Genomic DNA, 20,811 nt, shown 5'->3' on the forward strand with positions numbered 1-20,811 from the left:
TTCGATTCTGGCATTCGACACCGCACATCCCCCGACGAGCGGTGTCTGGGGTGGCGGCATCCCATTCCCCCCATGGGATGCCGCCACTCCGTCTCTCCGGCTCCTCCACAGACGTGGGAGCCGGTGAGACTGTCCACGGATGCCGCCACCACGGGCCGCGGCGCCGCTCCGCGCTCGTAGCGTCGATGCATGCCGCAGGCCTTCGTCGTCCAGCCGCGATCGCACGTCGCGGTCGACGACGGAGCACGCGAGCGGCCGGTCGCCCGGCGTGCCGCGGCACGGGCGCGGCATCCCGTTCTCGCTCCTTTCGCGCCGTACCTCGACGATCCGGATGTGACCGACCTGTTCGTCAACGGTGCGGCGGGGCTCTTCGTCGACCGGGGCGACGGCCCCGTCGCGGTGGGCGGTTGGCGCGCCGCCGAAGAAGACGTGCGCGAACTCGCCGTCTCTCTCATCGGCCTCGGGGGCCGCCACATCGACGATGCGACGCCGTGCGTCGACGTGCGGCTCGGTGACGGCCTGCGGGTGCACGCCGTCCTGCCGCCCGTGGCCGAAGGTACGACGATCTCGATCCGGGTGCCGCGCGTCGAGGATCCGACCCTGCCGTCGCTCGAAGCGCGCGGCATGTTCGACGCCGCGGGCCGTGCGCTGCTGGAGTCGCTCGTCGCGCGGCGCGAGAACGTGCTCGTGACGGGGGCCGCGGGCGCCGGCAAGACGACGCTCCTCGCCGCGCTGCTGGCCGGTGCCCCGGCGACCGAGCGCATCGTCACGGTCGAAGACGTCGCCGAGCTGCGCTTCGCGCATCCGCACCACGTGCGGCTCGAGGCACGGCAGCCCAATCTCGAGGGCGCCGGCGGTGTCGACCTCGCACGTCTCGTGCGCGAAGCGCTGCGGATGCGCCCCGACCGACTCGTCGTGGGGGAGTGCCGCGGGGCCGAAGTGCGCGAGCTGCTGTCGGCGCTCAACACGGGCCACGACGGCGGAGCGGGCACGCTCCACGCGAACAGCCTGGCCGACGTGCCCGCCCGTCTCGAAGCGCTCGGCGCTCTGGCGGGCCTGGGCGACGAGGCGCTGGCGCGTCAGGTGGCCAGCGCCATCGGCGTCGTGCTGCACGTGACGCGCCGCGCCGACGGCACGAGAGTGCTCGCGGGGGCGGGGCGCCCCGTCGTCGCCGACGGACGTCTCGCGATCACGATGATGGAGCTGACGTGAAGGGCGCGGATGCTGCGGCGGTCGCCGACACGGTGCTGCGGCTCGCCGTGCTGCTGCAGGCCGGCGTCGCCCCCGCCCGCGCGTGGGGCCATCTCGCCGAGGCGGGCGACCCGCACGCGCTGTCGGTCCACCGTGCGCTCGAGCACGCCGCGTCGCCGGCCGCGGCGATCGCGGCGGCGGGCGAGACGCCGCCCGAGCCGCGTCGGCGGTTTGCTCGGCGGCATCCGTCCGCGTCCGGGGCGGCACGCGCGTGGCGAGACGTCGCTGCGGCGTGGACCATCGCGACGACGGTCGGAGCGCCGCTGGCCGAGACCCTGCGCGGGCTCGCGGTGGCGTTGCGCGATGCGCAGGAGGCCGCCGACGACGTGCGCGTCGCGCTGGCCGAGCCCACCGGCACGGCGAAGCTCATGGCCTGGTTGCCGCTCGTCGCCGTCGTGCTCGGCGTCGCCCTCGGGTTCGACACCGTCGCGACGCTCGCGACGAACCCGTTCGGTATCGGATGCCTCGTCGCGGGCGTCGTCCTGATGGTGATCGCCCACCGCTGGAGCGGGGCACTCGTTCGGGCGGCCGGCGGGGCGGACGGCATTCCCGGGCTCGACGCCGATCTGCTCGCGATCGCGCTGAGCGGCGGCGTCTCGATCGAGCGGGGGCGCCGGCTCGTCGAGCGCGCGTCGGGCGAGCCGACGGCGGCGACGACCGAGGGCATCCTCGCGCTGTCCGCGTCGGCGGGTGTTCCCGCCGTCGAGCTCCTGCGGGCGTCCGCGGCGCTCGCACGGCATCGCGCGCGGGTCGAGGGGCGCTTGCGCTCGGCTCGGCTGTCGATGCGGCTGCTGCTCCCGCTCGGCGTCTGCACCCTGCCCGCCTTCCTTCTGCTCGGTGTCGCGCCGATGCTCCTGAGCGTCGGCTCGGCGCTGCCGCTCAGTCTCTGATCGTGCCCACCGTCCGCCTCGAGAAAGCAGAGTCGTCATGACCTCCACCCGAATCGCCCGTCCGCCCCGCCTCACCCGCCGTCGTGCCGCGCGGCTCTTCGCCGACGACACGGGCGCGGCGACCGCGGAGTATGCGATCGCGACGATGGCCGCCGTCGCGTTCGCAGGACTGCTCGTCGTCATCATGCGCAGCGACGAAGTCCGCGGCATCCTGACCGATCTCGTGCGACGTGCGCTGACCGTGGCATGAGGGCGCGCGCGATCCGTGACGACACGGGCGCGGTCGCGGCCGAGTTCGCCGTCGCGCTTCCGGCGATCGTGCTCGTGCTGCTGCTCGCGGCGGGCGCCCTGGGTGCCGCGTCGCGGCACGTGCGACTGCAGGATGCCGCCGCCGACGCCGCGCGGATCCTCGCGCGCGGCGACCCCGCCTCGCGCGCGACGTCGGCCGTCGCGTCGGCGGTGCCGGGTGCGGGGGTCGCCGTGCACCAGGACGGTGATGTCGTCTGCGTCACGGCGACGGCGCCCGCCCTGCTCGCCCTCACGCTGACGGCGACGGGCTGCGCCCTGGCGGGCGGTCGCTGATGGCGGCGGTCCCCGCCGTCGTCGGGGTCGTCGCGGCCGTCGCGCTGCTCGCGACGGGGCTCGCCGCGGCCGGGGGAGCTGCGGTGTTCGGGCAGCGCCTGGCGGGTGCGGCGGATGCCGCGGCGCTCGCGGCTGCGGATGCGGCATCCGGTGCTGCGGCGGGTGTTCCGTGCGAACGGGCCGCGCAGCTCGCGGCTCTCGGCGGCGCGACGCTGGCGACGTGCGATGTCGACGGGCTCATCGCGACGGTGTCGGTCACGGGGCGCTTCGGCGTGTTCACCGGCACCGCCGCGGCGCGCGCGGGGCCTCCTTCCCAGAGCCCGTGACGCGCGGCTCCCAGCGTGCACTGGGTATTGCGGCGTGTATGGTGTGCGACGTAGAAAGGACGGCTGCATTGGCACAAGGCAAGAAGCTCGTCATCGTCGAGTCCCCGACCAAGATGCGGTCGATCCAGGGATACCTCGGCGACGATTATGAGGTGCTCAGCTCGGTAGGGCACATCCGCGATCTGGCGGATCGCAAAGCCATTCCGGCCGAACTCAAGAAGACGTCGGTCGGCAAGTACTCGATCGACATCGAGAACGGGTTCACCCCTTTCTATGTGGAGTCCGAGCGCGGCAAGAAGACCGTCGCCGAACTCAAGCGCGCTCTGAAGGGCGCCGACGAGCTCCTGCTCGCCACCGATGAGGACCGCGAGGGCGAAGCCATCGCGTGGCATCTGCTCGAGACGCTCAAGCCCAAGGTTCCCGTCAAGCGCATGGTCTTCCACGAGATCACGAAGGATGCCATCCGCGCAGCCGTCGACAACACGCGCGAACTCGATGTCGCGCTCGTCGACGCGCAGGAGACGCGCCGCATCCTCGACCGCCTCTACGGCTGGGATGTCTCCGACGTCACCCGTCGCAAGGTCGGCCAGGGAACCTCGGCCGGCCGGGTCCAGTCCGCCGCGACGCGTCTGGTCGTCGACCGGGAGCGCGAGCGCATGGCGTTCATCTCGGCCTCGTACTGGGACCTCGAGGCGCTCGCCGCCATCAACGAGCCGCAGGGGGCGTCGTTCACGACGCGTCTGGCCCGCCTCGGTGGTGCGGCGCTGGCGCGCGGCACCGACTTCGACGACCGGGGTGAGCTGAAGAAGGCCGTCGTCGTCCTCGACGAGGCCCGCGCCCGTTCGCTCGCCGAAGCCGTGGCCGCTGTGGGTGCGGCATCCGTGTCGAACCTCGAAGCCAAGCCGGGAACGCGCAGCCCCAAGCCCCCCTTCACGACCTCGACGATGCAGCAGGAAGCCGGTCGCAAGCTCTCGATGAGCGCGAAGCACGCCATGAGCGTCGCGCAGCGCCTGTACGAAAAGGGCTTCATCACCTATATGCGCACCGACTCGACGGCGCTCGGCGCGCAGGCCGTGCAGGCTGCGCGCGCGCAGGCCGTCGCCCTGTATGGCGAGAAGGCCGTGCCGCTGAACCCGCGCGTCTACCGCAGCAAGAGCAAGAACGCGCAGGAGGCGCACGAGGCGATCCGTCCCTCGGGCGATGACTTCCGCACGCCGTCGTCGGTGTCCGCGCAGCTCGATCGCGATGAGCAGCGCCTGTACGACCTCATCTGGAAGCGCACGATGGCCAGCCAGATGGCTGACGCGAAGTACGAGACGACGACCGTGACGCTCACGGTCGACGCCGCGGGCGAGCAGGCCGAGTTCACGGCGTCGGGCACCGTCTACACGTTCAAGGGCTTCCTCGAGGCGTATGAAGAGGGGCGCGACGAGAAGCGCGCCGACGCCCACAAGGCCGACGACCAATCGCTGCCCGTCATGGCGGTCGGTGACACGCTGCGGCTGAAGGACGTCGAGCCCAAGGGCCACGCGACGAGCCCCAAGCCGCGCTACACCGAGGCGAGCCTCGTCAAGGCGCTCGAAGAGAAGGGCATCGGTCGCCCCTCGACGTTCGCGAGCATCATCGATGTCATCCTCGACCGCGGCTACGTCACCAAGCGCGGCCAGGCTCTCGTGCCCAGCTGGCTCGCGTTCAGCATCGTGCGTCTGCTCGAGCAGCACTTCGCCGACCTCGTCGACTACGACTTCACGGCGGCGCTCGAAGACGACCTCGACGCGATCGCGCGCGGTGAGCAGAAGCGGGCGGAGTGGCTGCACTCGTTCTACTTCGGCTCGGAGTCCCACACGGGCCTGCGCAAGATCATCGACAACCTCGGCGAGATCGACGCGCGTGAGCTGAATGCGACGAAGATCACGGATGCCGCAACCGTGCGGTTCGGCCGCTACGGGCCGTACCTCGATGTGATCGACCCCGAGAACCCCGAGGCCGATCCGCGCCGGGTCAACCTGCCCGACGACCTCGCCCCCGACGAGTTGACACCCGAGAAGGCGCAGGAGCTCATCGACGCTCCCGTCGCGGGCAACCGCGTGCTCGGCGAGAATCCCGAGAACGGCCGGCTCATCGTCGTCAAGGACGGCCGCTTCGGTCCGTACCTCGAGGAGGAGATCCCCGAGCCCGAGGTCGCCGTCGATGAGGCGACGGGCGAGGTCACGGCTCCGAAGAAGAAGACGACCAAGAAGGATGCCGCGCCCAAGCCGCGCCGCGCGTCGCTGTTCAAGTCGATGTCTCCCGAGACGATCGAGCTCGACACGGCGCTCCAGCTGCTCGCGCTGCCGCGCGTCGTCGGCACCGATCCCGAGTCGGGCGACGTCATCACGGCGCAGAACGGTCCGTACGGCCCGTACCTCAAGAAGGGCACCGACTCGCGCACGATCGACAGCGAGGAGCTCATCTTCGACATGACGCTCGAGCAGGCTCTGGCGATCTACGCGCAGCCGAAGTACGGTGCGCGTCGCGCCTCGAGCGCCCTCAAGGAGTTCGAGAACGATCCGGTCAGCGGCAAGCCGATCCGCATCCGCGACGGCCGGTTCGGCGCGTACGTCACCGACGGTGAGACGAACGTGACGATTCCGCGTGGTCAGATGCCCGACGACATCACGTACGAGATCGCGGTGCAGATGATCGCGGACAAGCGCGCGAAGGGCCCCGCGCCGAAGCGCAAGACGACGACGCGCAAGGCCCCGGCGAAGAAGAAGTGAGCCTTCGGCAAGCTCAGGGACCGGGGGGCGCGGCTCCGGGACCGGGACCGGGACCGACCGCATGGGGCCTGTTCGTCACGCTCGAGGGCGGTGACGGCGTCGGCAAGTCGACGCAGGCGGCGCTGCTGGAGGAATGGCTCGCGCAGCGCGGCAGCACTGTCGTGCGCACACGCGAACCGGGCGGGACCGAGGTGGGCGTGCTCGTGCGCGACATCGTCCTGCACCACCGGGGCGAGATCGCGCCCCGCGCCGAGGCGCTGCTGTACGCCGCCGACCGCGCGCATCACATCGAGACGCTCGTTCGTCCCGCGCTGGATCGTGGCGACGTCGTCATCCAGGACCGCTACCTCGACTCGTCGGTCGCGTATCAGGGCGCCGGCAGGGTGCTCGGCCGCGACGAGGTGCGCGACCTTTCGCTGTGGGCGACGGGGGGTCTGCTGCCCGATCTCACGGTGCTGCTCGACCTCGATCCCGAGGTCGCCCGGGCGCGACTCGTCGCCGACGACAAGCCCTTCGATCGGCTCGAAGCCGAGAAGCACGCCTTCCACGCCCGCGTGCGCGAGGAGTTCCTCGCCCTCGCGGCGGCCGAACCCGAGCGCTTCCTCGTCGTCGATGCGGCTCTCGCCCCCGACGAGATCGCGCGGTTCGTCCGTGACCGCGTCGAGGCGCTGCTCGCGTGAGCGTTGTCCGGACGAGTCCCGTCGGAACCCCCGGTTAGGCTGACTGCATGGATGCCACGGCGATCGCGACCGCCGCGAGCGATGTCCCCTGGGGCGCGGTGTGGGGCCAGGATGATGCCCTCGCGGCGCTGCGAGCGGCGGCATCCGATCCGGCCGACATGACCCACGCGTGGCTCATCACGGGTCCGCCGGGCTCGGGGCGTTCGACGCTCGCGTACGCCTTCGCGGCGGCGCTCATCGCCGAGCCGGGCGACGAGCAGGCCATGCGGCAGGTGCTTGCGGGAACGCATCCCGACCTGACGACGCTGCGCACCGAGGGCGTCATCATCTCGATCAAAGACGCCCGTGCGCTCGTCGAGCGCTCGTACTTCGCGCCGTCGCTCGGCCGGTATCGCGTCATCGTGATGGAGGATGCCGATCGGATGGCCGAGCGCACGTCGAACGTGCTGCTGAAGGCCCTCGAAGAGCCGCCCGAGCGCACTGTCTGGGTGCTGTGCGCGCCGAGCGATGCCGACCTGCTTCCCACCATCCGCTCGCGCGTGCGCACGCTGCGTCTGCGCGACCCCGACATCGCCGACGTCGCGCGGCTCATCGCCCAGCGCACGGGCGCCGACGCGGAGCTCGCCGAGCAGTCGGCCCGCCACGCGCAACGGCACATCGGCATGGCGCAGCGCCTGGCGACGGATGCTGCCGCGCGCGAGCGGCGCGACGAGACGCTGCGGTCCGTGCTCGCGGTGCGCGGGGTCGGCGACGCCGTCGAGGTGGCCGGCCGCGTCGTGCAGCTCGCGACCGACGACGCCAAGGCGCTCACGGTCGAGCGCGATGAGGCCGAGCGCGAGGGGTTGCGACGCACGCTCGGCATCGCGCCGGGCGCGAGCGTGCCCCCGGCCGTGCGCGCGCAGCTGTCGGCGCTCGAGGACGAGCAGAAGCGCCGCGCGACGCGGAGCCTCCGCGACGGCATCGATCGGGTGCTCACCGATCTGCAGTCGCTCTTCCGCGACGTGCTCATGATCCAGTACGCGCGCACCGACGACCTCGTCAACCGTGAACTCGTCGACGACCTGCACGCGCTCGCCCGGGCGTGGTCGATCGAGCGGACGCTCGTCGTGCTCGACCGGATCTCCGAGACGCGCCGCAATCTCCAACAGAACGTCGCCCCCGCCCTCGCCCTCGAGAGCATGCTCGTGACCGTCGCGAGCGGAAGGACCCCGTGACCCGCACCGCCCCCGCCCGCCTCCGTCGAGCCCTGACCGTCGTCTCCGTCGTGGTCGCGGCATCCCTCGCTCTGTCGGGCTGTCTGTACAGCGCGATCCCCGAGCAGGGAGCCCGCCCCACGACGAGCCTGTCGCCGGACACGCAGGGCATCGCCCCCGAACTGCTGCCGTTCTATGAGCAGACGCTGACGTGGACCGACTGCGGCGGGGCGCTGGACTGCACGACGGTGACGGCGCCGCTGGACTGGCAGAACCCCGAGGCTGCCGAGATCGAGCTGTCCGTCATCCGCCAGCGTGCGACGGGCGGCGACGAGCCCCTCGGGTCGCTCCTGACGAATCCGGGCGGTCCCGGGGCGAGCGGTGTCGCGCTCGTGCGCGACGCGGTGTCCTACGCGGTCGGCAACGACCTGGCGGCGGCGTACGACGTCATCGGGTTCGACCCGCGCGGCGTGGGGGAGTCCACCGCCGTGACGTGCTTCGATGCGTCCGAGATGGACGAGTACCTGTTCGGCATCACGCCGGGCGCGCGCGGATCGGCCGAGTGGGAGGCAGCTCTGGCGCAGTCCAACGCGCGCTTCGCCGACGCGTGCGAGGCCAACAGCGACGGCATCCTCGAGTTCATCACGACCGACAATTCGGCGCGCGACATGGATCTGCTGCGCGCGGTCCTCGGCGATCGCACTCTCAACTACCTCGGCTATTCGTACGGCACGTTCCTCGGTGCGACGTACGCGAAGCTGTTCCCCGACCGGGTCGGGCGACTCGTGCTCGACGGAGCGATCGACCCGGCGGTGTCGGGTCTCGACGTCTCGACGACGCAGGCTCTCGGTTTCGAATCGGCGCTGCGGGCCTACATGGCCGACTGCCTGGAGGGCGGGGACTGCCCGTTCCGGGGGACGCTGGATGAGGCGATGACAGATCTCGGAACGCTGCTGGCGAGCGCCGACCGGCGGCCGATCGAGAACGCCGACGGTCGCATGCTCGGCGCGGATTCGCTCATGACGGCGATCATCGCCGCGCTGTACTCCGCCGATTCGTGGCCGTTCCTGACGCAGGCGCTCACGGCTGCGCTCGAGGGTGACGCGCAGACGGCGTTCCTGCTCGCGGACTTCTACTACAACCGCGAGGCCGGGGAGTATCTGGACAACCAGACCGAGGCGTTCTCGACGTACAACTGCATGGACTATCCCGATGACACGACCGAGGCCGAGGCGGACGCCTCGAAGGCCCGCATCGCGGCGGATGCACCGACCATCGCGCCGTACTGGTCGGGTCCGGACCCGTGCGCCACGTGGCCGTATGCCCCGACGGGCGTGCGCGAACCGATTGCGGCCGAGGGCGCCGCGCCCATCCTCGTGATCGGCACGACCAACGATCCGGCGACTCCGTACGAGTGGTCGGTGTCGCTGGCCGAGCAGCTGTCGTCGGGCGTACTCATCACGCGCGTCGGCGAGGGGCACACGGGCTTCAACAAGGGCAGCGCGTGCGTGGACGATGCCGTTCTGGCGTACTTCCTCGACGGCACGGTGCCGGCGTCCGACGTGCGCTGCGAGTAGTCAGCGCCGCAGCACGCGGCGCGCGAGGGCGTTGCCGAGGAACTGCACGCCCTGCACGATGACGACGATGACGACGACGGCGGCCCAGGTCACCCACGGGTTGAACTGGCGGAACCCGTTCACGATCGCGAACTGGCCGAGCCCGCCGGCGGCGACGACGCCCGCCATCGCGGTCATGTCGACCAGCGCGACGACGATGAACGTGTAGCCGAGGATGAGCGGGCCGAGCGCTTCGCGCGGCACGAGGCGGAAGAGGATGCGGGATCTGCTCGCGCCCGCGGCGCGTGCGGCCTCGATGACACCGGGGCGCACCGTGACGAGGTTCTGCTCGACGATGCGGCCGATCGCGAACATCGACGCGAGCGAGATCGCGAAGACGCCGAATTCGATGCCGATCCCGCGGATGCCCAGGCCGCGCGCGAGGGGCTGCACGGCGGCGAGCAGGATGATGAACGGGATCGGGCGGAATGTGTTCACGACGACGTTGAGCACGCCGAACACCGCCCGATTCGGGAAGAGGCTTCCCGCGCGCGTCGCGTACAGCGCGAGGCCCAGGAGGAGCCCCGCGATGCCGCCGAAGACGAGGCTCAGCGTCACCATGTAGAGCGTCTCGGCCGTCGCAGACCACAACTGCGGCAGCAGTTCGATGAGCCTATCCACGGACGTCCTCCTCGATCAGCGGTGCGAAGGCGGATGCCGCGGCGATCGCCCGTTCGACGGCGTCCTGTTCCCCCGTGAGGGTCAGGGTGAGGTGTCCGAACACGCGGCCCCTGATGTCGTTGATGCCGCCGTGGATGAGTTCGAAGCGCACGCCGTGCGCGGCCAGGGCGGCGAAGACGTCGGACTGCGTGACGTCGCCGTCGCGGATCGTGAACGTCACGATCCTGCCCGGGTGGCGCTGACGCAGCGTCTGCAACTGGTCTCCGCGGGGTACGTCGTCGATGATGCTCGACACGAAGCGTCGCGTGGCCGCGTGCTGCGGTGCCGACAGCACGTCGAAGACCTCGCCCTGTTCGATGATGCGCCCGCGTTCCATGACGATGACGCGGTCGGCGAGAGTGCGGATGACGTCCATCTCGTGCGTGATGACGAGGATCGTGACTCCGAGTTCGCGGTTGACCCGGCCGAGCAGGTCGAGCACTTCGGCCGTCGTGTCGGGGTCCAGCGCGCTGGTGGCTTCGTCAGCGAGCAGGATGCGCGGGCTCGTCGCGAGCGCTCGGGCGATGCCCACGCGCTGGCGCTGTCCGCCCGAGAGCTGCTCGGGGTGATTGCGCGCCTTGTCGGAGAGTCCGACGAAGTCGAGCATCTCGGCGACGCGCGCCGCGATCTCGCCCCGGGGACGGCGGGCGATCTCGAGCGGGTACGCCACGTTCCCGGCCACCGTGCGCGAGTCGAAGAGGTTGAACTGCTGGAAGATCATCCCGATGTCGCCGCGCAGGTCGCGCAGCTCCCGCTCGCGGAGGCGCGTGATGTCGCGTCCGTCGATCTCGACCGTGCCCGACGTCGGGGTCTCGAGGGCGTTCACGAGGCGCAGCACGGTGCTCTTGCCCGCGCCCGAGTAGCCGACGATTCCGCACACTTCGCCCGCCGCGATCTCGAGGTCTACACCGTCGACGGCGGCCACCGGCGGTGCGTTCTTGGCGGCGGCGGGAAAGGTCTTCGAGACCTGCGTGAGTCGGATGAGCGTCATGGGCTTTTCCTCGTGGACGGCGCGCGTGTGCGGCCCGTCCGAGAACGGGCCGCACACGCGGGAAGGTCACTGGTTGGCGCGGATGTCTTCCTCGACCGTGACGAGCGATTCGGCGAGGTCTGCGAGAGGCGTCTTCAGCAGCACGGCGGTGTTCCCCGATGCCTCCTGCACGCCGTCGAGGACCGCCTGGGTGTTCTGGTAGATCTCGACGAGCTTGAGGTAGGTCGGGTTGTCGACGTCGGCCGCGCGCGCCGCGAAGACGTTGACGTAGGGCAGGGCGTTCGGGTCGGCCGGGTCGTCCTGCGCGATCGCATCCGAGAACTGCAGCCCCGCGTCTTCGACGAAGTCGTTGTTCACGATCGCGGCGGCGACATCGGGGAGCGACGTGGGCGTGAGGGCGGCATCGAGTGCTTCGACGACGACCTTCGAGTCGGGCTCGACGTCGGCGACCGTCGAGAAGATCGACCCGCCGCCCTTGAGCTCGATGAGGCCGGCCGACTGCAGCACGAGCAGGCCGCGGGCCTGGTTGCTCTCGTCGTCGGGCACGATGACGGTCGAGCCCTCGGGGATGTCGGCGACGGAGTCGTACTGCGTCGAGTAGAGCCCGAGGGGATAGATCGCGGTCGCACCGATGGGCTGGAGGTCGTCGTCCGCGTTGACGTTGTAGGTGGCGAGATAGACGATGTGCTGGAACTGGTTGAGGTCCAGCTCACCGGCCGACAGGGCCGGGTTCGGCTGCGTGTACTCGGTGAAGTCGACGATCTCGACCTCGATGCCCTCCGCGGCGGCCGCTTCGGCGTATGTCTGCCAGTACGGGTCGCCGGCACCCACGACGCCGATGCGCACGACGCCGCCGTCCTCGGTGGCGGTGCCGGAGCCCGCGTCGGCGGTGTCGGACGTGCCGGATGCGCAGGCTGTGAGCAGCAGCGCGATCGGAAGGGCGAGTGCGGCCGCGGTGACGAATCTGTTGGACATGCGAGTGGCTCCTTGGTGTCAGGCGCCGCGGGGGCGTGCTGACCGCAAGCGCGGAGCCGTTACCGCGCTCGCCTCACCGCGGAACGCCTCCGACTGTACGTCCGCCGGGTCGCGGCATCCGATTCCGTCGTAACACGCCGTCATGCGGGCCGTGTCCGCGAGGAGCTCGACGACCCTGTAGGATTGTTGATCGTGCATCGCGTACGCGAAGCACGCGCCACCTTAGCTCAGACGGCAGAGCGATTCACTCGTAATGAATAGGTCAAGGGTTCGATTCCCTTAGGTGGCTCCGAGAGCGAAGGCCCTCGATCCGGTGGGAACACGGGGTCGAGGGCCTTCGTCGTCGTTCGGAGTGCTCCACTAGCCTGAGATCGTGAACGAGCGCGCGATAGATGCCATCGCCGAGATCTTCACGTGGGTCGGCTTCGGGGCAGCGGTCGTGCTGGCTCTTGCGACCCTCGTCGTCTGGCTCGCCGACGGCTCGTGGTCACTCACTCAGGTCGTCCTCGCCGACGAGCAGGGTCAGCGGAGTGCTCGATGGTTCGGCAGCAGCGGACGAGTCGGACACGCGTGGCTGACCCCCGACCAGCAGGTCGCGCTCGACGGCCGCGACACGGCAGAGGTCTACGTTCGTGTCGGCAGTGATGACCGGGTGCGCCTCACGAAAGGGTCGCCCACGGTGCGGTTTCTGGGATGGCTCACGGTCGGGTTCTTCGCCCTCGGCGTGGTCGCGACGGCGGCATCCATCGTCTTTTTGATGTCCCGGTGAACACGCGTCGGCATTTTGCTAGATAAGCTAGCTATATGTCTTCGCCCCATCATGCGAAATTCTCTCCGTCACGTTGGCTCCGCATCGGTATTCCGGTGCTTCTCGTCCTTCTCTGGACCGTCGGTGGGGCGATAGGCGGTCCCTACTTCGGCAAGGTCGACGAAGTCTCCACGAACGACCGGTCCAGCTTCCTTCCCAGCAGCGCCGATGCTACGCAGGTCAACGAGCGCCTCTCGGAGTTCCTGGGCGGGGACACCATCCCGGCCGTCGTGATCGTCGAGTCGAACGAGGCGCTCACCGACGACCAGTTCGCCGATCTGCAGACGCTCGCCGACGACATCGCCGCGCTCAGCGGCGTGCAGGACGAGATCTCGCCGCCGATCCCCTCCGAAGACGGGGATGCTGCGCAGATCTTCGTGCCGATCGACTCGTCCGCCGACATCGGTGAGACCGTCGCCGAGATGCGCGCGGTCCTGGCCGAGGGCCTGCCCGACGGCCTCGAAGGATGGGTGACCGGGCCGGCCGGCTTCACCGCCGACCTCGTCGAGGGCTTCCTCGGCATCGACGGACTGCTGCTCGCGGTGGCGCTCATCGCCGTCTTCATCATCCTCATCATCGTCTACCGTTCGCCGCTGCTTCCGGTCGTCGTGCTCTTGACGAGCGTGTTCGCGCTGTGCGTCGCGCTGCTCACGGTGTGGTGGCTCGCGTTCGCCGGCATCGTCGTGCTGAACGGCCAGGTGCAGGGCATTCTGTTCATCCTCGTGATCGGCGCGGCCACGGACTATGCGCTGCTCTACGTCGCGAGGTATCGAGAAGCCGTTGCCGAGGGTGCGAAGCGATGGGATGCCACGATCCGTGCCTGGCGCGGCGCCTGGGAGCCGATCCTCGCTTCGGGTGGAACGGTCATCGCCGGGCTCATGTGCCTGTTGCTGTCCGACCTCGCCACGAACCGCGCGCTCGGTCCGATCGCCTCGATCGGCATCGCGTTCTCGATGCTGTCCGCGCTCACGTTCCTTCCCGCCTTGCTCGCGCTCATCGGTCGAGCGGCCTTCTGGCCGTTCGCGCCGAAGGAGGCTCTCGTGATGGTTCCCGACGATCTCAGCAAGCCCGTCAAGGGGATCTGGCCGCGTCAGGCGCGCTTCGTCGCTCGCCATGCGCGGATCGTGTGGATCGTGTCGACGCTCGTGTTGCTCGCCGGTGCTTTCGGCCTGACGCAGCTCAAGGCCGACGGCGTCGCCTCGAGCGACCTCGTGCTGGGTGAGTCGCAGGCTCGAGACGGTCAGGTCGCGCTCGCAGAGCACTTCCCGGCAGGATCGGGGAGCCCCGTATACGTCATCGCGCCCGACGGCGACCTCGCCGAAGTGATCGGACTGCTCGAAGACAACGCGGGCATCGACTCGGTCTCGGCGGCGTCGGAGGATTCGCCGACCGGACAGGCGTCGGTCTCGCTCGAGGACGGCGAGGTCGTCTTCGCCGCGGCGGGCCCTCCCGGCACGCCCGTGCCGGAGCCGACGATTGCCGGCGGCGATGTGCTCATCATCGCGACGCTCACCGATTCGGCTGACTCGGTCGAGGCTGAAGACACCGTCCGCGAGATCCGCGTCGCGCTGAACGACGCGCTCGGAGAGGGTGCCGCCGTCGTCGGAGGCGAGACCGCGACAGACATCGACACGAACGACACGTCGATTCGCGACCGGACGCTCATCATCCCCGTGATCCTGTTGGTCGTGCTGGGGATCCTGATCCTGCTGCTGCGGTCGATCCTGGCGCCCGTGCTGCTCATGGCCACGGTGGTGCTGTCGTTCGGTACGGCGCTGGGTGTCAGTGCGCTCGTCTTCAACGGCATCTTCGACTTCCCCGGCGCGGATCCGGCGGTGCCGCTGTTCGGATTCGTGTTCCTGGTCGCCCTCGGGATCGACTACAACATCTTCTTGATGTCGAGGGTGCGCGAGGAGTCTCTCGTGCATGGGACACGGCGAGGCATCCTGCGCGGGCTGGTGGCGACCGGTGGCGTCATCACCTCAGCCGGGCTCGTGCTCGCGGCGACGTTCGCGGCGCTCGGGGTCATCCCGATCCTGTTCCTCGCGCAGATCGCGTTCATCGTGGCATTCGGTGTGCTGATCGACACCTTCATCGTGCGCTCGCTGCTCGTGCCCGCCCTGTCGTACGACATCGGGCCGGCGATCTGGTGGCCGTCGAAGCTGTCGCGCAAGCCGGAGCCCGTGGGCGTCGGCGGGTCGGGAGCAGCGTCGGTCGATGCCGAGCAGGCGGGTGACGAACTCGTGGGCGATGACGGGCATGCCCTGACACGCGAGGAGTACCGGCGTACGCTCGACTCATGAGCAAGGCGCTGTTCATCGTCGACGTTCAGAACGACTTCACGGAGGGAGGCGCCCTCGGCGTGACCGGTGGTGACGCCGTAGCCGAGGGCATCTCCCGACATCTCGCCGCACACGCGGGGGAGTACGCCCTGATCGTCGCCTCGCGCGATTGGCACGATGCCGACAACGACAACGGGGGTCACTTCGGAGCCGAACCCGACTTCGTCGACTCGTGGCCGGTGCACTGCGTGGCGGGCACGGCGGGTGCGGACTATCACCCCGGGCTGACGACGGATGCTGTCACCCACCACGTCAAGAAGGGGCAGGGCCGCCCGGCCTACAGCCTTTTCGAGGGCGAGACCGAGGACGGCCACACCGTTGCGCGGTTGCTGGAGGAGCACGGTGTGCTCGAGGTGGATGTCACGGGGATCGCGACGGATCACTGCGTGCGGGCCTCGGCGCTGGACGCGATCGCCGTCGGGCGCCGCGTACGGATCTTCACCGATCTCGTCGCGGGCGTCGCGCCGGAATCGACCGAAGCCGCGCTCGCGGAGCTTGCGCACGCGGGGGCGGAGCTCGCCGAATCGGGCGCGTGACGCGCGGGCCGGCGCGCTCAGACGCTGGTCTTCGGGAGGCTCGGGGATAGCTCTCGACAGGTTCAGGGGCCGCCTTTGGCAGGCTGGGGGACCGGTCGTTCGGCAGGCTCGGGGACGGTCCGTTCGGCAGGCTCGGGGGACCGACCCTTCGGCAGGCTCAGGGACCGGTCGTTCGGCAGGCTCGGGGACGGGCCGTTCGGCAGGCTCGGGGGCCGGCGCTTCGGCAGGCTCGGGGGACGGCTGTCCAGCAGGCTGAGGGACCGGCCATCGGCAGGCTGAGGGGCCGACCCTTCGGCGGGCTCGGGGACCGGCCGTTCGGCAGGCTCGGGGACCGGCCCTTCGGCAGGCTCGGGGACCGGCCCTTCGGCAGGCTCGGGGACCGGCCCTTCGGCGGGCTCGGGGACCGGCCGTTCGGCAGGCTCGGGGACCGGCCCTTCGGCAGGCTCGGGGACCGACCCTTCGGCAGGCTCGGGGACCGACCCTTCGGCAGGGCTCGGGGACCGCCCCTTCGGCAGGCTCAGGGACCGCCCCTTCGGCAGGCTCGGGGACCGACCCTTCGACACGCTCAGGGACCGCCTTCCGTTACGCTCCAGGGCCGGCCGTTCGGCAAGCTCAGGGACCGACCCTTCGGCAGGCTCAGGGACCGGCCCTTCGGCGGGCTCGGGGACCGGCCGTTCGGCAGGCTCGGGGGCCGACCCTTCGGCAGGCTCAGGGACCGACCCTTCGGCAGGCTCAGGGACCGACCCTTCGGCAGGCTCGGGGGTCGTGCGTTAGAAGGGGGCGGGTTCGTTGTTCGGGTGGAAGGTGGGGGTGCGTCGTTCGGGTTCGACGAGGTATTTTCGGCCGGTGGGTGAGGTCCACTCGATGGTCCCGTTGTCCATTTGGGTGAGGGCCCATCGGCCGTGGTGCTTGATGGTGTGGTGGCCGGTGCATAGGGGGGCGAGGTTGGTCAGGGCGGTGGTTCCGCCGTGTTCCCAAGCGATGGAGTGGTCGATCTGGCATCGCCAGGCGGGGATCCCGCATCCGGGGGCCATGCAGCGGTCCGCTCGCCAGGCGGCCAGCTTCCGCAGTGATTTCGGGGGCTGGTATTGCCGGCGGCCGACGGAGAGCACCATGCCCGTCTCGGGGTGGGTGAGGACCCGCATCCACCCGTCCGCGCTCCCGCACAGTTCGCGTGCCCGCTCGATCGGGATCGGCCCGATTCCCTCCACGGTCGCCGGGACGCTGTCCTCCCCGGTGCCCAGCAGCGCCAACGCCGGGACGGTCACCACGACGGTGGGCCGGATCCCGCGGGCACTGTCGGGGTGGGTGGTGGTGTCCCCGTCGATGAGGAGGTCGCACAGCGCATCGGCGCGGCGCTCATCCAGGGACCGGTCATCGTTATCACCGCCCAGGGTCTTGGCGATCGCGGTGACCCGCCCGTGGATGGCATGGGCCTCGACGGCGGGAAGGTACGCGGTCAACCACGCCATCCCGTCATCAACGGTCTCCACACGCACATGCCGTTGCCGCAACGCGACCGTGTGCCGTTCGGTCAACGTGGTGTGCCGGTCGGTTTCGATGAGGTCACGAAGCTTGCGGCGAAACACCCCCACCGGCTGTGTTTCGGCCAGGGTGACCGCGCGGGCGGTGAGAGCCTCACGCAGGACAGGGTCGAGGGGATCGAGCAGGTCCACCAGCACCGCGGCATGCTGCTCGCTGATCCGGGCAGCACCCAGTGAGGTCAACGCGGCCGGGTACCGGTGCACCAGGGCATCGGCACGGACCATGAGGCGCTCGGCGGCATGCTCGGTGATCCGCAACGCCGCGGCCAGTTCCAGACGCACCGAACGCTCCGCGACACCGGCAAGACCGGCACCATACTGCGCAGCATCCGACATCGCCGCCACCCGCAACCGATCGATCACCACATAGCGTTCCGCGGTGAACACCGCGACCATCCCATCGACCTCGACCACCCGATCCACCCGATCCAGATGTACGAGCTCGGCTTCATCTTCCATACGCTAACACTAGAACATACCTCCGACATCGGTCTGCGTCGAACCAAGCGGCAGGTGCATCCGGGGCGTTCGTCCGGGGGCCGTGTCGAAGCCCTCGACTATTCGCCGCCGGCCGCTTCGATGATCTCCCGCATGACCTCGATCGAGATCTCGTCGCGCTCACCGTCGACCCATTCGTGCACGGCGAAGGGCACCCCGAGTCCCTGCAGGTAGTCGAGGGCTTTCTCGAGCCGGGGCACGACGTGGATGTGGTCGTTGCCGAACAGGGCGGCGGTGTAGACCGGCTCGCCGTCGCGGATCGCTCGTCGCAGCTCGACGGTCGAACGCCCCGTGAGACGGTACAACGATTTCAGGATCTCGCTGCCGAAGTCGGGGGTGCCGACGATGGTCAGCGAGAGCGCGTTCTGGGGCATGTTCACGTGTCCATCACAGCACGTGCTGCTGTGCGCCGTGAGCCCGAACGGTCTCGTTGCGTCCCATTGTGTGCTCGCCGTGCCCGCAGGGCCGACAAGATCGCGACGAGATCGACGATCTCTTGCAGGAGGGCACCTGCCACCGCGGGCAGGTAGCCGAATGCGGCAACGAGCATCAGGCCGACCGAGATGATGATGCCCATCCAGATCGACTGCAACGCGATGTGCACGGTTCGGCGTGAGACATGGACGACGTCCGCCACGCGCGCGATCTCGTTGGAGGTGATCACCGCCGCTGCTGACTCGCTCGCGACGGTCGCCCCTCGGCCCGCCATGGCGATACCCACGTCAGCGGCTGCCAGCACGGGGGCATCATTGATCCCATCGCCGACCATGAGCACGGGCCGCGGTCGCATGGCCTGGATGATCTCGACCTTGGTCTGTGGCGTCGTCTCAGCGTGAACCGAGTCGATGCCCACCGTATGAGCGACGGACTCCGCCGTCGCCGCGACATCGCCGGTCACCATCGCGATCTCTGTCACACCGCCGTCGCGAAGACGAGACACGGTCTCTGCCGCGTGCGGTCGAATCGGGTCGGACAAGATGATGACCCCCGCCAGTTCGGCTCCCACCGACACGTACACGGCGGTCTCCCCGGCCTGCAGCGTGGGGCGGACGACCGGCCCGGCGACCTCCTCGATGAACGCCGGTTTCCCGACGCGCACCACGCTGCCGTCGGCCAGGGAAGCGAGCACACCGTTCGTCGCCACCTCGTCGGCGTCCGCCACTTCAGGCAGATCGAGCTGCTGTGCTTTCGCCGCTGCCACGATCGGGTCAGCGAACACGTGCACGGAGTACTGCTCAGCGGCAGCTGCGAGCCGAAGCGTCTCGCGCGCCGTGTGGGATGCCGGGTGGATATCCACCACGTCTGCATTGCCTTGCGTCAGCGTGCCGGTCTTGTCGAACGCGGCCGAACGGACTCGGGCGAGCACCTCTAGGACTCCACCGTCTTTGATGATGACGTTCAGCTTTGCGGCCGAGCTCATGCCGCCCATGAATGCGACCGGGGTGGCGATGAGCAGCGGGCACGGTGTCGCCACCACGAGCACTTCGGCGAATCGCACCGGGTCCCCGCTGAGGAACCAGGCGATGCCCGCGATGAGCAGCGAGACGATGGTGAACGGGACCGCGTACCGGTCGGCGAGCCGCACCATCGGCGCGCGGGAGTCCACGGCTTCTTCGACCAGTCGCACGATCGAGGCGTAGTTCGAGTCGGCCGCCACCTTCTGCGCGCGCATCGTGAAACTCGCGGTGCCGTTCACCGTGCCTGAGAGCACGGGGTCCCCCGAGCGATAGCTCACCGGGATCGGCTCACCCGTCACCGACGATTCATCGATCGTGGCGTGATCGGACAACAGCACCCCGTCAACGGGGAGGATCTCCGAGGAGCGCACCAGCAGCTCGTCGCCGACCTCGACCTCTTCGACCGCGACGCGTGCGACTTCGCCGGTGCGGGGGTCGATTCGCCCTGCGAACGCGGGGGCTCGGTTCAGCAGCTGGTCCAGTTCACGGCTTGCGCGGCGCGCGGCCAGGTCTTCCAGTGCTTCGCCTCCTGTGAGCATCAACGCGATGATGAGCCCCGCGACATACTCCTGCACCGCAAGGGTGGCGATCATGGCGATGACCGCGAGGATGTCGAGCCCCCATCGCCCGCGCATCAGATGGCGGACCATGTCGACCGCAGTGATGGCGATCACGATGCCGAGCACCAGGTAGGCGGTGACGGCGAGCGCTGTCGTCAGGCCGGCCACCCAGAGCACCACCCCGGTGGTCAATCCGATCATCACGAAGATCATGAGCTTGCGACTGCGCAGGAACGCCAGTGTCAGTGAAGCTGCACGCGGCGATTCTCGGGTGGGCGGGCTGACGGTCTGTGCGGGCACGGAAACGCCCTCAGTCCTTCTTCGTGAGCGTCGACAGTGCGCTGAGCGCCGTCACGTCAGAGATCGTGATCGGACCCCGATCCTGCTGCGAGATCACACCGGCGTCGGTGAGTCTGCGAAGCTGCCGGCTGAGCGACTCCGGGGTGGTGGACAGAAGCGAGGCGATGTCCTTCTTCGCCAGGGGCAGTGTGACCTCGATGGTGCCTCGCGGCCCTGGCTTCGCAGGTAGCGACAGCAGGTAGTCCGCCAGGCGGGAACCGACATTCCCCGATATGACGGATGCGAGCCGTGCTTCCGTGTCATCCAAGCGCTTGCTCACCCCCTGCAGCATCCGCAGTCCGATACTCGGATGCTTCTCGACGAGGCGACCGAGGTCGGCATGACGAAAGACGCAGAGTTCGGTGCCCACGAGCGCTTGTGCTGAATGGTCCGGCGAAGCTCCGGTGAGGAACGCCGATTCTCCGATGAACTCCCCGGGACCGAGCACGCGAATCACCTGCTCGTGCCCCGCCGCACTCGTGCGGGAGATCTTGACCTCACCCGTGTGGACGACCATCAGCTGCGACACGTCGGAACCTGCCGCGTAGGCCTGCTCGACAGCATCCAGTCGGAGCGTGCGTGCAAAAGCCGCGACCTCCACCTGCTGGGCATGTGTCAACCCGTGAAACAGCGGGACACGCGTCACACAGAGGTCCGGCTGTTCCTCATGCTCATCGGTTGATCCATTCACAGACATATCCGCCTTCTGGGTGACGTCCCGCTGAGTGGTGGAGAATCTCGACACCGTGCGGGATCAGCTGTTGTGATTATGCCGCAGTGAGTTCGGGAATCGCGACCTCCTCT

19 protein-coding genes and 1 tRNA gene are annotated in these 20,811 nt (G+C 69.4%); 13 read left to right on the forward strand and 7 right to left on the reverse strand.

Features of this window, described 5'->3' with window-relative positions; genetic code table 11:
- Window positions 1–189: 189 nt before the first annotated feature.
- From ACWICD_RS10335 to ACWICD_RS10375, 9 genes are all read left to right on the forward strand, one after another.
- Window positions 190–1,212, forward strand: coding sequence for a TadA family conjugal transfer-associated ATPase (locus tag ACWICD_RS10335; protein ID WP_454140094.1), 1,023 nt, complete (start codon window positions 190–192; stop codon window positions 1,210–1,212).
- Window positions 1,209–2,141 carry a type II secretion system F family protein gene (locus ACWICD_RS10340; RefSeq protein ID WP_376128539.1) on the forward strand — a complete coding sequence of 311 codons (933 nt, stop codon included), beginning with the start codon at window positions 1,209–1,211 and terminating at the stop codon, window positions 2,139–2,141. The genes ACWICD_RS10335 and ACWICD_RS10340 overlap by 4 nt, the downstream gene beginning before the upstream one ends.
- A 37-nt stretch (window positions 2,142–2,178) precedes the next feature.
- On the forward strand, window positions 2,179–2,391 hold the full coding sequence (locus ACWICD_RS10345) for a DUF4244 domain-containing protein (protein WP_376128541.1): 213 nt from the start codon (window positions 2,179–2,181) through the stop codon (window positions 2,389–2,391).
- Complete coding sequence (locus tag ACWICD_RS10350; RefSeq protein ID WP_454140095.1) at window positions 2,388–2,723, forward strand: TadE family type IV pilus minor pilin; 336 nt, start codon at window positions 2,388–2,390, stop codon at window positions 2,721–2,723. Before ACWICD_RS10345 ends, ACWICD_RS10350 begins: the two co-directional genes overlap by 4 nt.
- Complete coding sequence (locus tag ACWICD_RS10355; RefSeq protein WP_454140096.1) at window positions 2,723–3,049, forward strand: helicase; 327 nt, start codon at window positions 2,723–2,725, stop codon at window positions 3,047–3,049. Before ACWICD_RS10350 ends, ACWICD_RS10355 begins: the two co-directional genes overlap by 1 nt.
- 68 nt (window positions 3,050–3,117) lie before the next feature.
- Window positions 3,118–5,808: a type I DNA topoisomerase gene (gene topA, locus ACWICD_RS10360; RefSeq protein ID WP_376128547.1), complete on the forward strand. Its 2,691-nt coding sequence runs from the start codon at window positions 3,118–3,120 to the stop codon at window positions 5,806–5,808.
- Window positions 5,809–5,876: 68 nt separating this feature from the next.
- Window positions 5,877–6,488: a dTMP kinase gene (gene tmk / locus ACWICD_RS10365; RefSeq protein WP_454140103.1), complete on the forward strand. Its 612-nt coding sequence runs from the start codon at window positions 5,877–5,879 to the stop codon at window positions 6,486–6,488.
- Window positions 6,489–6,535: 47 nt separating this feature from the next.
- Window positions 6,536–7,702 (forward strand): DNA polymerase III subunit delta', encoded by a 1,167-nt coding sequence (locus ACWICD_RS10370; RefSeq protein ID WP_376128549.1) that lies wholly within the window; start codon window positions 6,536–6,538, stop codon window positions 7,700–7,702.
- On the forward strand, window positions 7,699–9,258 hold the full coding sequence (locus ACWICD_RS10375; RefSeq protein ID WP_376128551.1) for an alpha/beta hydrolase: 1,560 nt from the start codon (window positions 7,699–7,701) through the stop codon (window positions 9,256–9,258). The genes ACWICD_RS10370 and ACWICD_RS10375 overlap by 4 nt, the downstream gene beginning before the upstream one ends.
- Here ACWICD_RS10375 and ACWICD_RS10380 read toward each other — a convergent pair whose 3' ends face one another.
- The 3 genes from ACWICD_RS10380 to ACWICD_RS10390 all read right to left on the reverse strand — a co-directional run bounded on the left by ACWICD_RS10380 (window position 9,259) and on the right by ACWICD_RS10390 (window position 11,923).
- Window positions 9,259–9,918: a methionine ABC transporter permease gene (locus ACWICD_RS10380; protein ID WP_376128553.1), complete on the reverse strand. Its 660-nt coding sequence runs from the start codon at window positions 9,916–9,918 to the stop codon at window positions 9,259–9,261.
- Window positions 9,911–10,948, reverse strand: a complete 1,038-nt coding sequence (locus ACWICD_RS10385; RefSeq protein ID WP_376128555.1) for a methionine ABC transporter ATP-binding protein — start codon at window positions 10,946–10,948, stop codon at window positions 9,911–9,913. Before ACWICD_RS10385 ends, ACWICD_RS10380 begins: the two co-directional genes overlap by 8 nt.
- Window positions 10,949–11,014: 66 nt before the next feature.
- The gene (locus tag ACWICD_RS10390; RefSeq protein WP_376128557.1) at window positions 11,015–11,923 is read right to left on the reverse strand and encodes a MetQ/NlpA family ABC transporter substrate-binding protein; all 909 of its coding nucleotides are present in this window, start codon (window positions 11,921–11,923) and stop codon (window positions 11,015–11,017) included.
- A 216-nt stretch (window positions 11,924–12,139) separates the two neighbouring features.
- Between ACWICD_RS10390 and ACWICD_RS10395 the strand changes: the two genes are divergently transcribed.
- From ACWICD_RS10395 to ACWICD_RS10410, 4 genes are all read left to right on the forward strand, one after another.
- Window positions 12,140–12,212, forward strand: a tRNA-Thr gene (locus ACWICD_RS10395).
- Between the two features lie 84 nt (window positions 12,213–12,296).
- Window positions 12,297–12,692: a hypothetical protein gene (locus tag ACWICD_RS10400; protein WP_376128559.1), complete on the forward strand. Its 396-nt coding sequence runs from the start codon at window positions 12,297–12,299 to the stop codon at window positions 12,690–12,692.
- A 35-nt stretch (window positions 12,693–12,727) separates the two neighbouring features.
- Window positions 12,728–15,034, forward strand: a complete 2,307-nt coding sequence (locus tag ACWICD_RS10405) for an MMPL family transporter (RefSeq protein WP_376128561.1) — start codon at window positions 12,728–12,730, stop codon at window positions 15,032–15,034.
- Window positions 15,031–15,609: an isochorismatase family protein gene (locus ACWICD_RS10410; RefSeq protein WP_454140097.1), complete on the forward strand. Its 579-nt coding sequence runs from the start codon at window positions 15,031–15,033 to the stop codon at window positions 15,607–15,609. Before ACWICD_RS10405 ends, ACWICD_RS10410 begins: the two co-directional genes overlap by 4 nt.
- A gap of 770 nt (window positions 15,610–16,379) precedes the next feature.
- Here ACWICD_RS10410 and ACWICD_RS10415 read toward each other — a convergent pair.
- From ACWICD_RS10415 to ACWICD_RS10430, 4 genes are all read right to left on the reverse strand, one after another.
- Entirely contained in the window at window positions 16,380–17,612 is a 1,233-nt protein-coding gene (locus ACWICD_RS10415) for a DUF222 domain-containing protein (protein ID WP_454140098.1), read from the reverse strand.
- A gap of 98 nt (window positions 17,613–17,710) precedes the next feature.
- A complete protein-coding gene (locus ACWICD_RS10420) occupies window positions 17,711–18,025 on the reverse strand; it encodes a hypothetical protein (RefSeq protein WP_376128653.1) in 315 nt (104 codons plus the stop codon).
- Window positions 18,026–18,027: 2 nt separating this feature from the next.
- Window positions 18,028–19,968, reverse strand: coding sequence for a heavy metal translocating P-type ATPase (locus ACWICD_RS10425; RefSeq protein ID WP_454140099.1), 1,941 nt, complete (start codon window positions 19,966–19,968; stop codon window positions 18,028–18,030).
- 10 nt (window positions 19,969–19,978) lie between these two features.
- Window positions 19,979–20,752: a Crp/Fnr family transcriptional regulator gene (locus tag ACWICD_RS10430; RefSeq protein WP_454140100.1), complete on the reverse strand. Its 774-nt coding sequence runs from the start codon at window positions 20,750–20,752 to the stop codon at window positions 19,979–19,981.
- Window positions 20,753–20,811 lie beyond the last annotated feature (59 nt).

The sequence above is a fragment of the Microbacterium sp. NPDC055357 genome, from assembly GCF_053644835.1.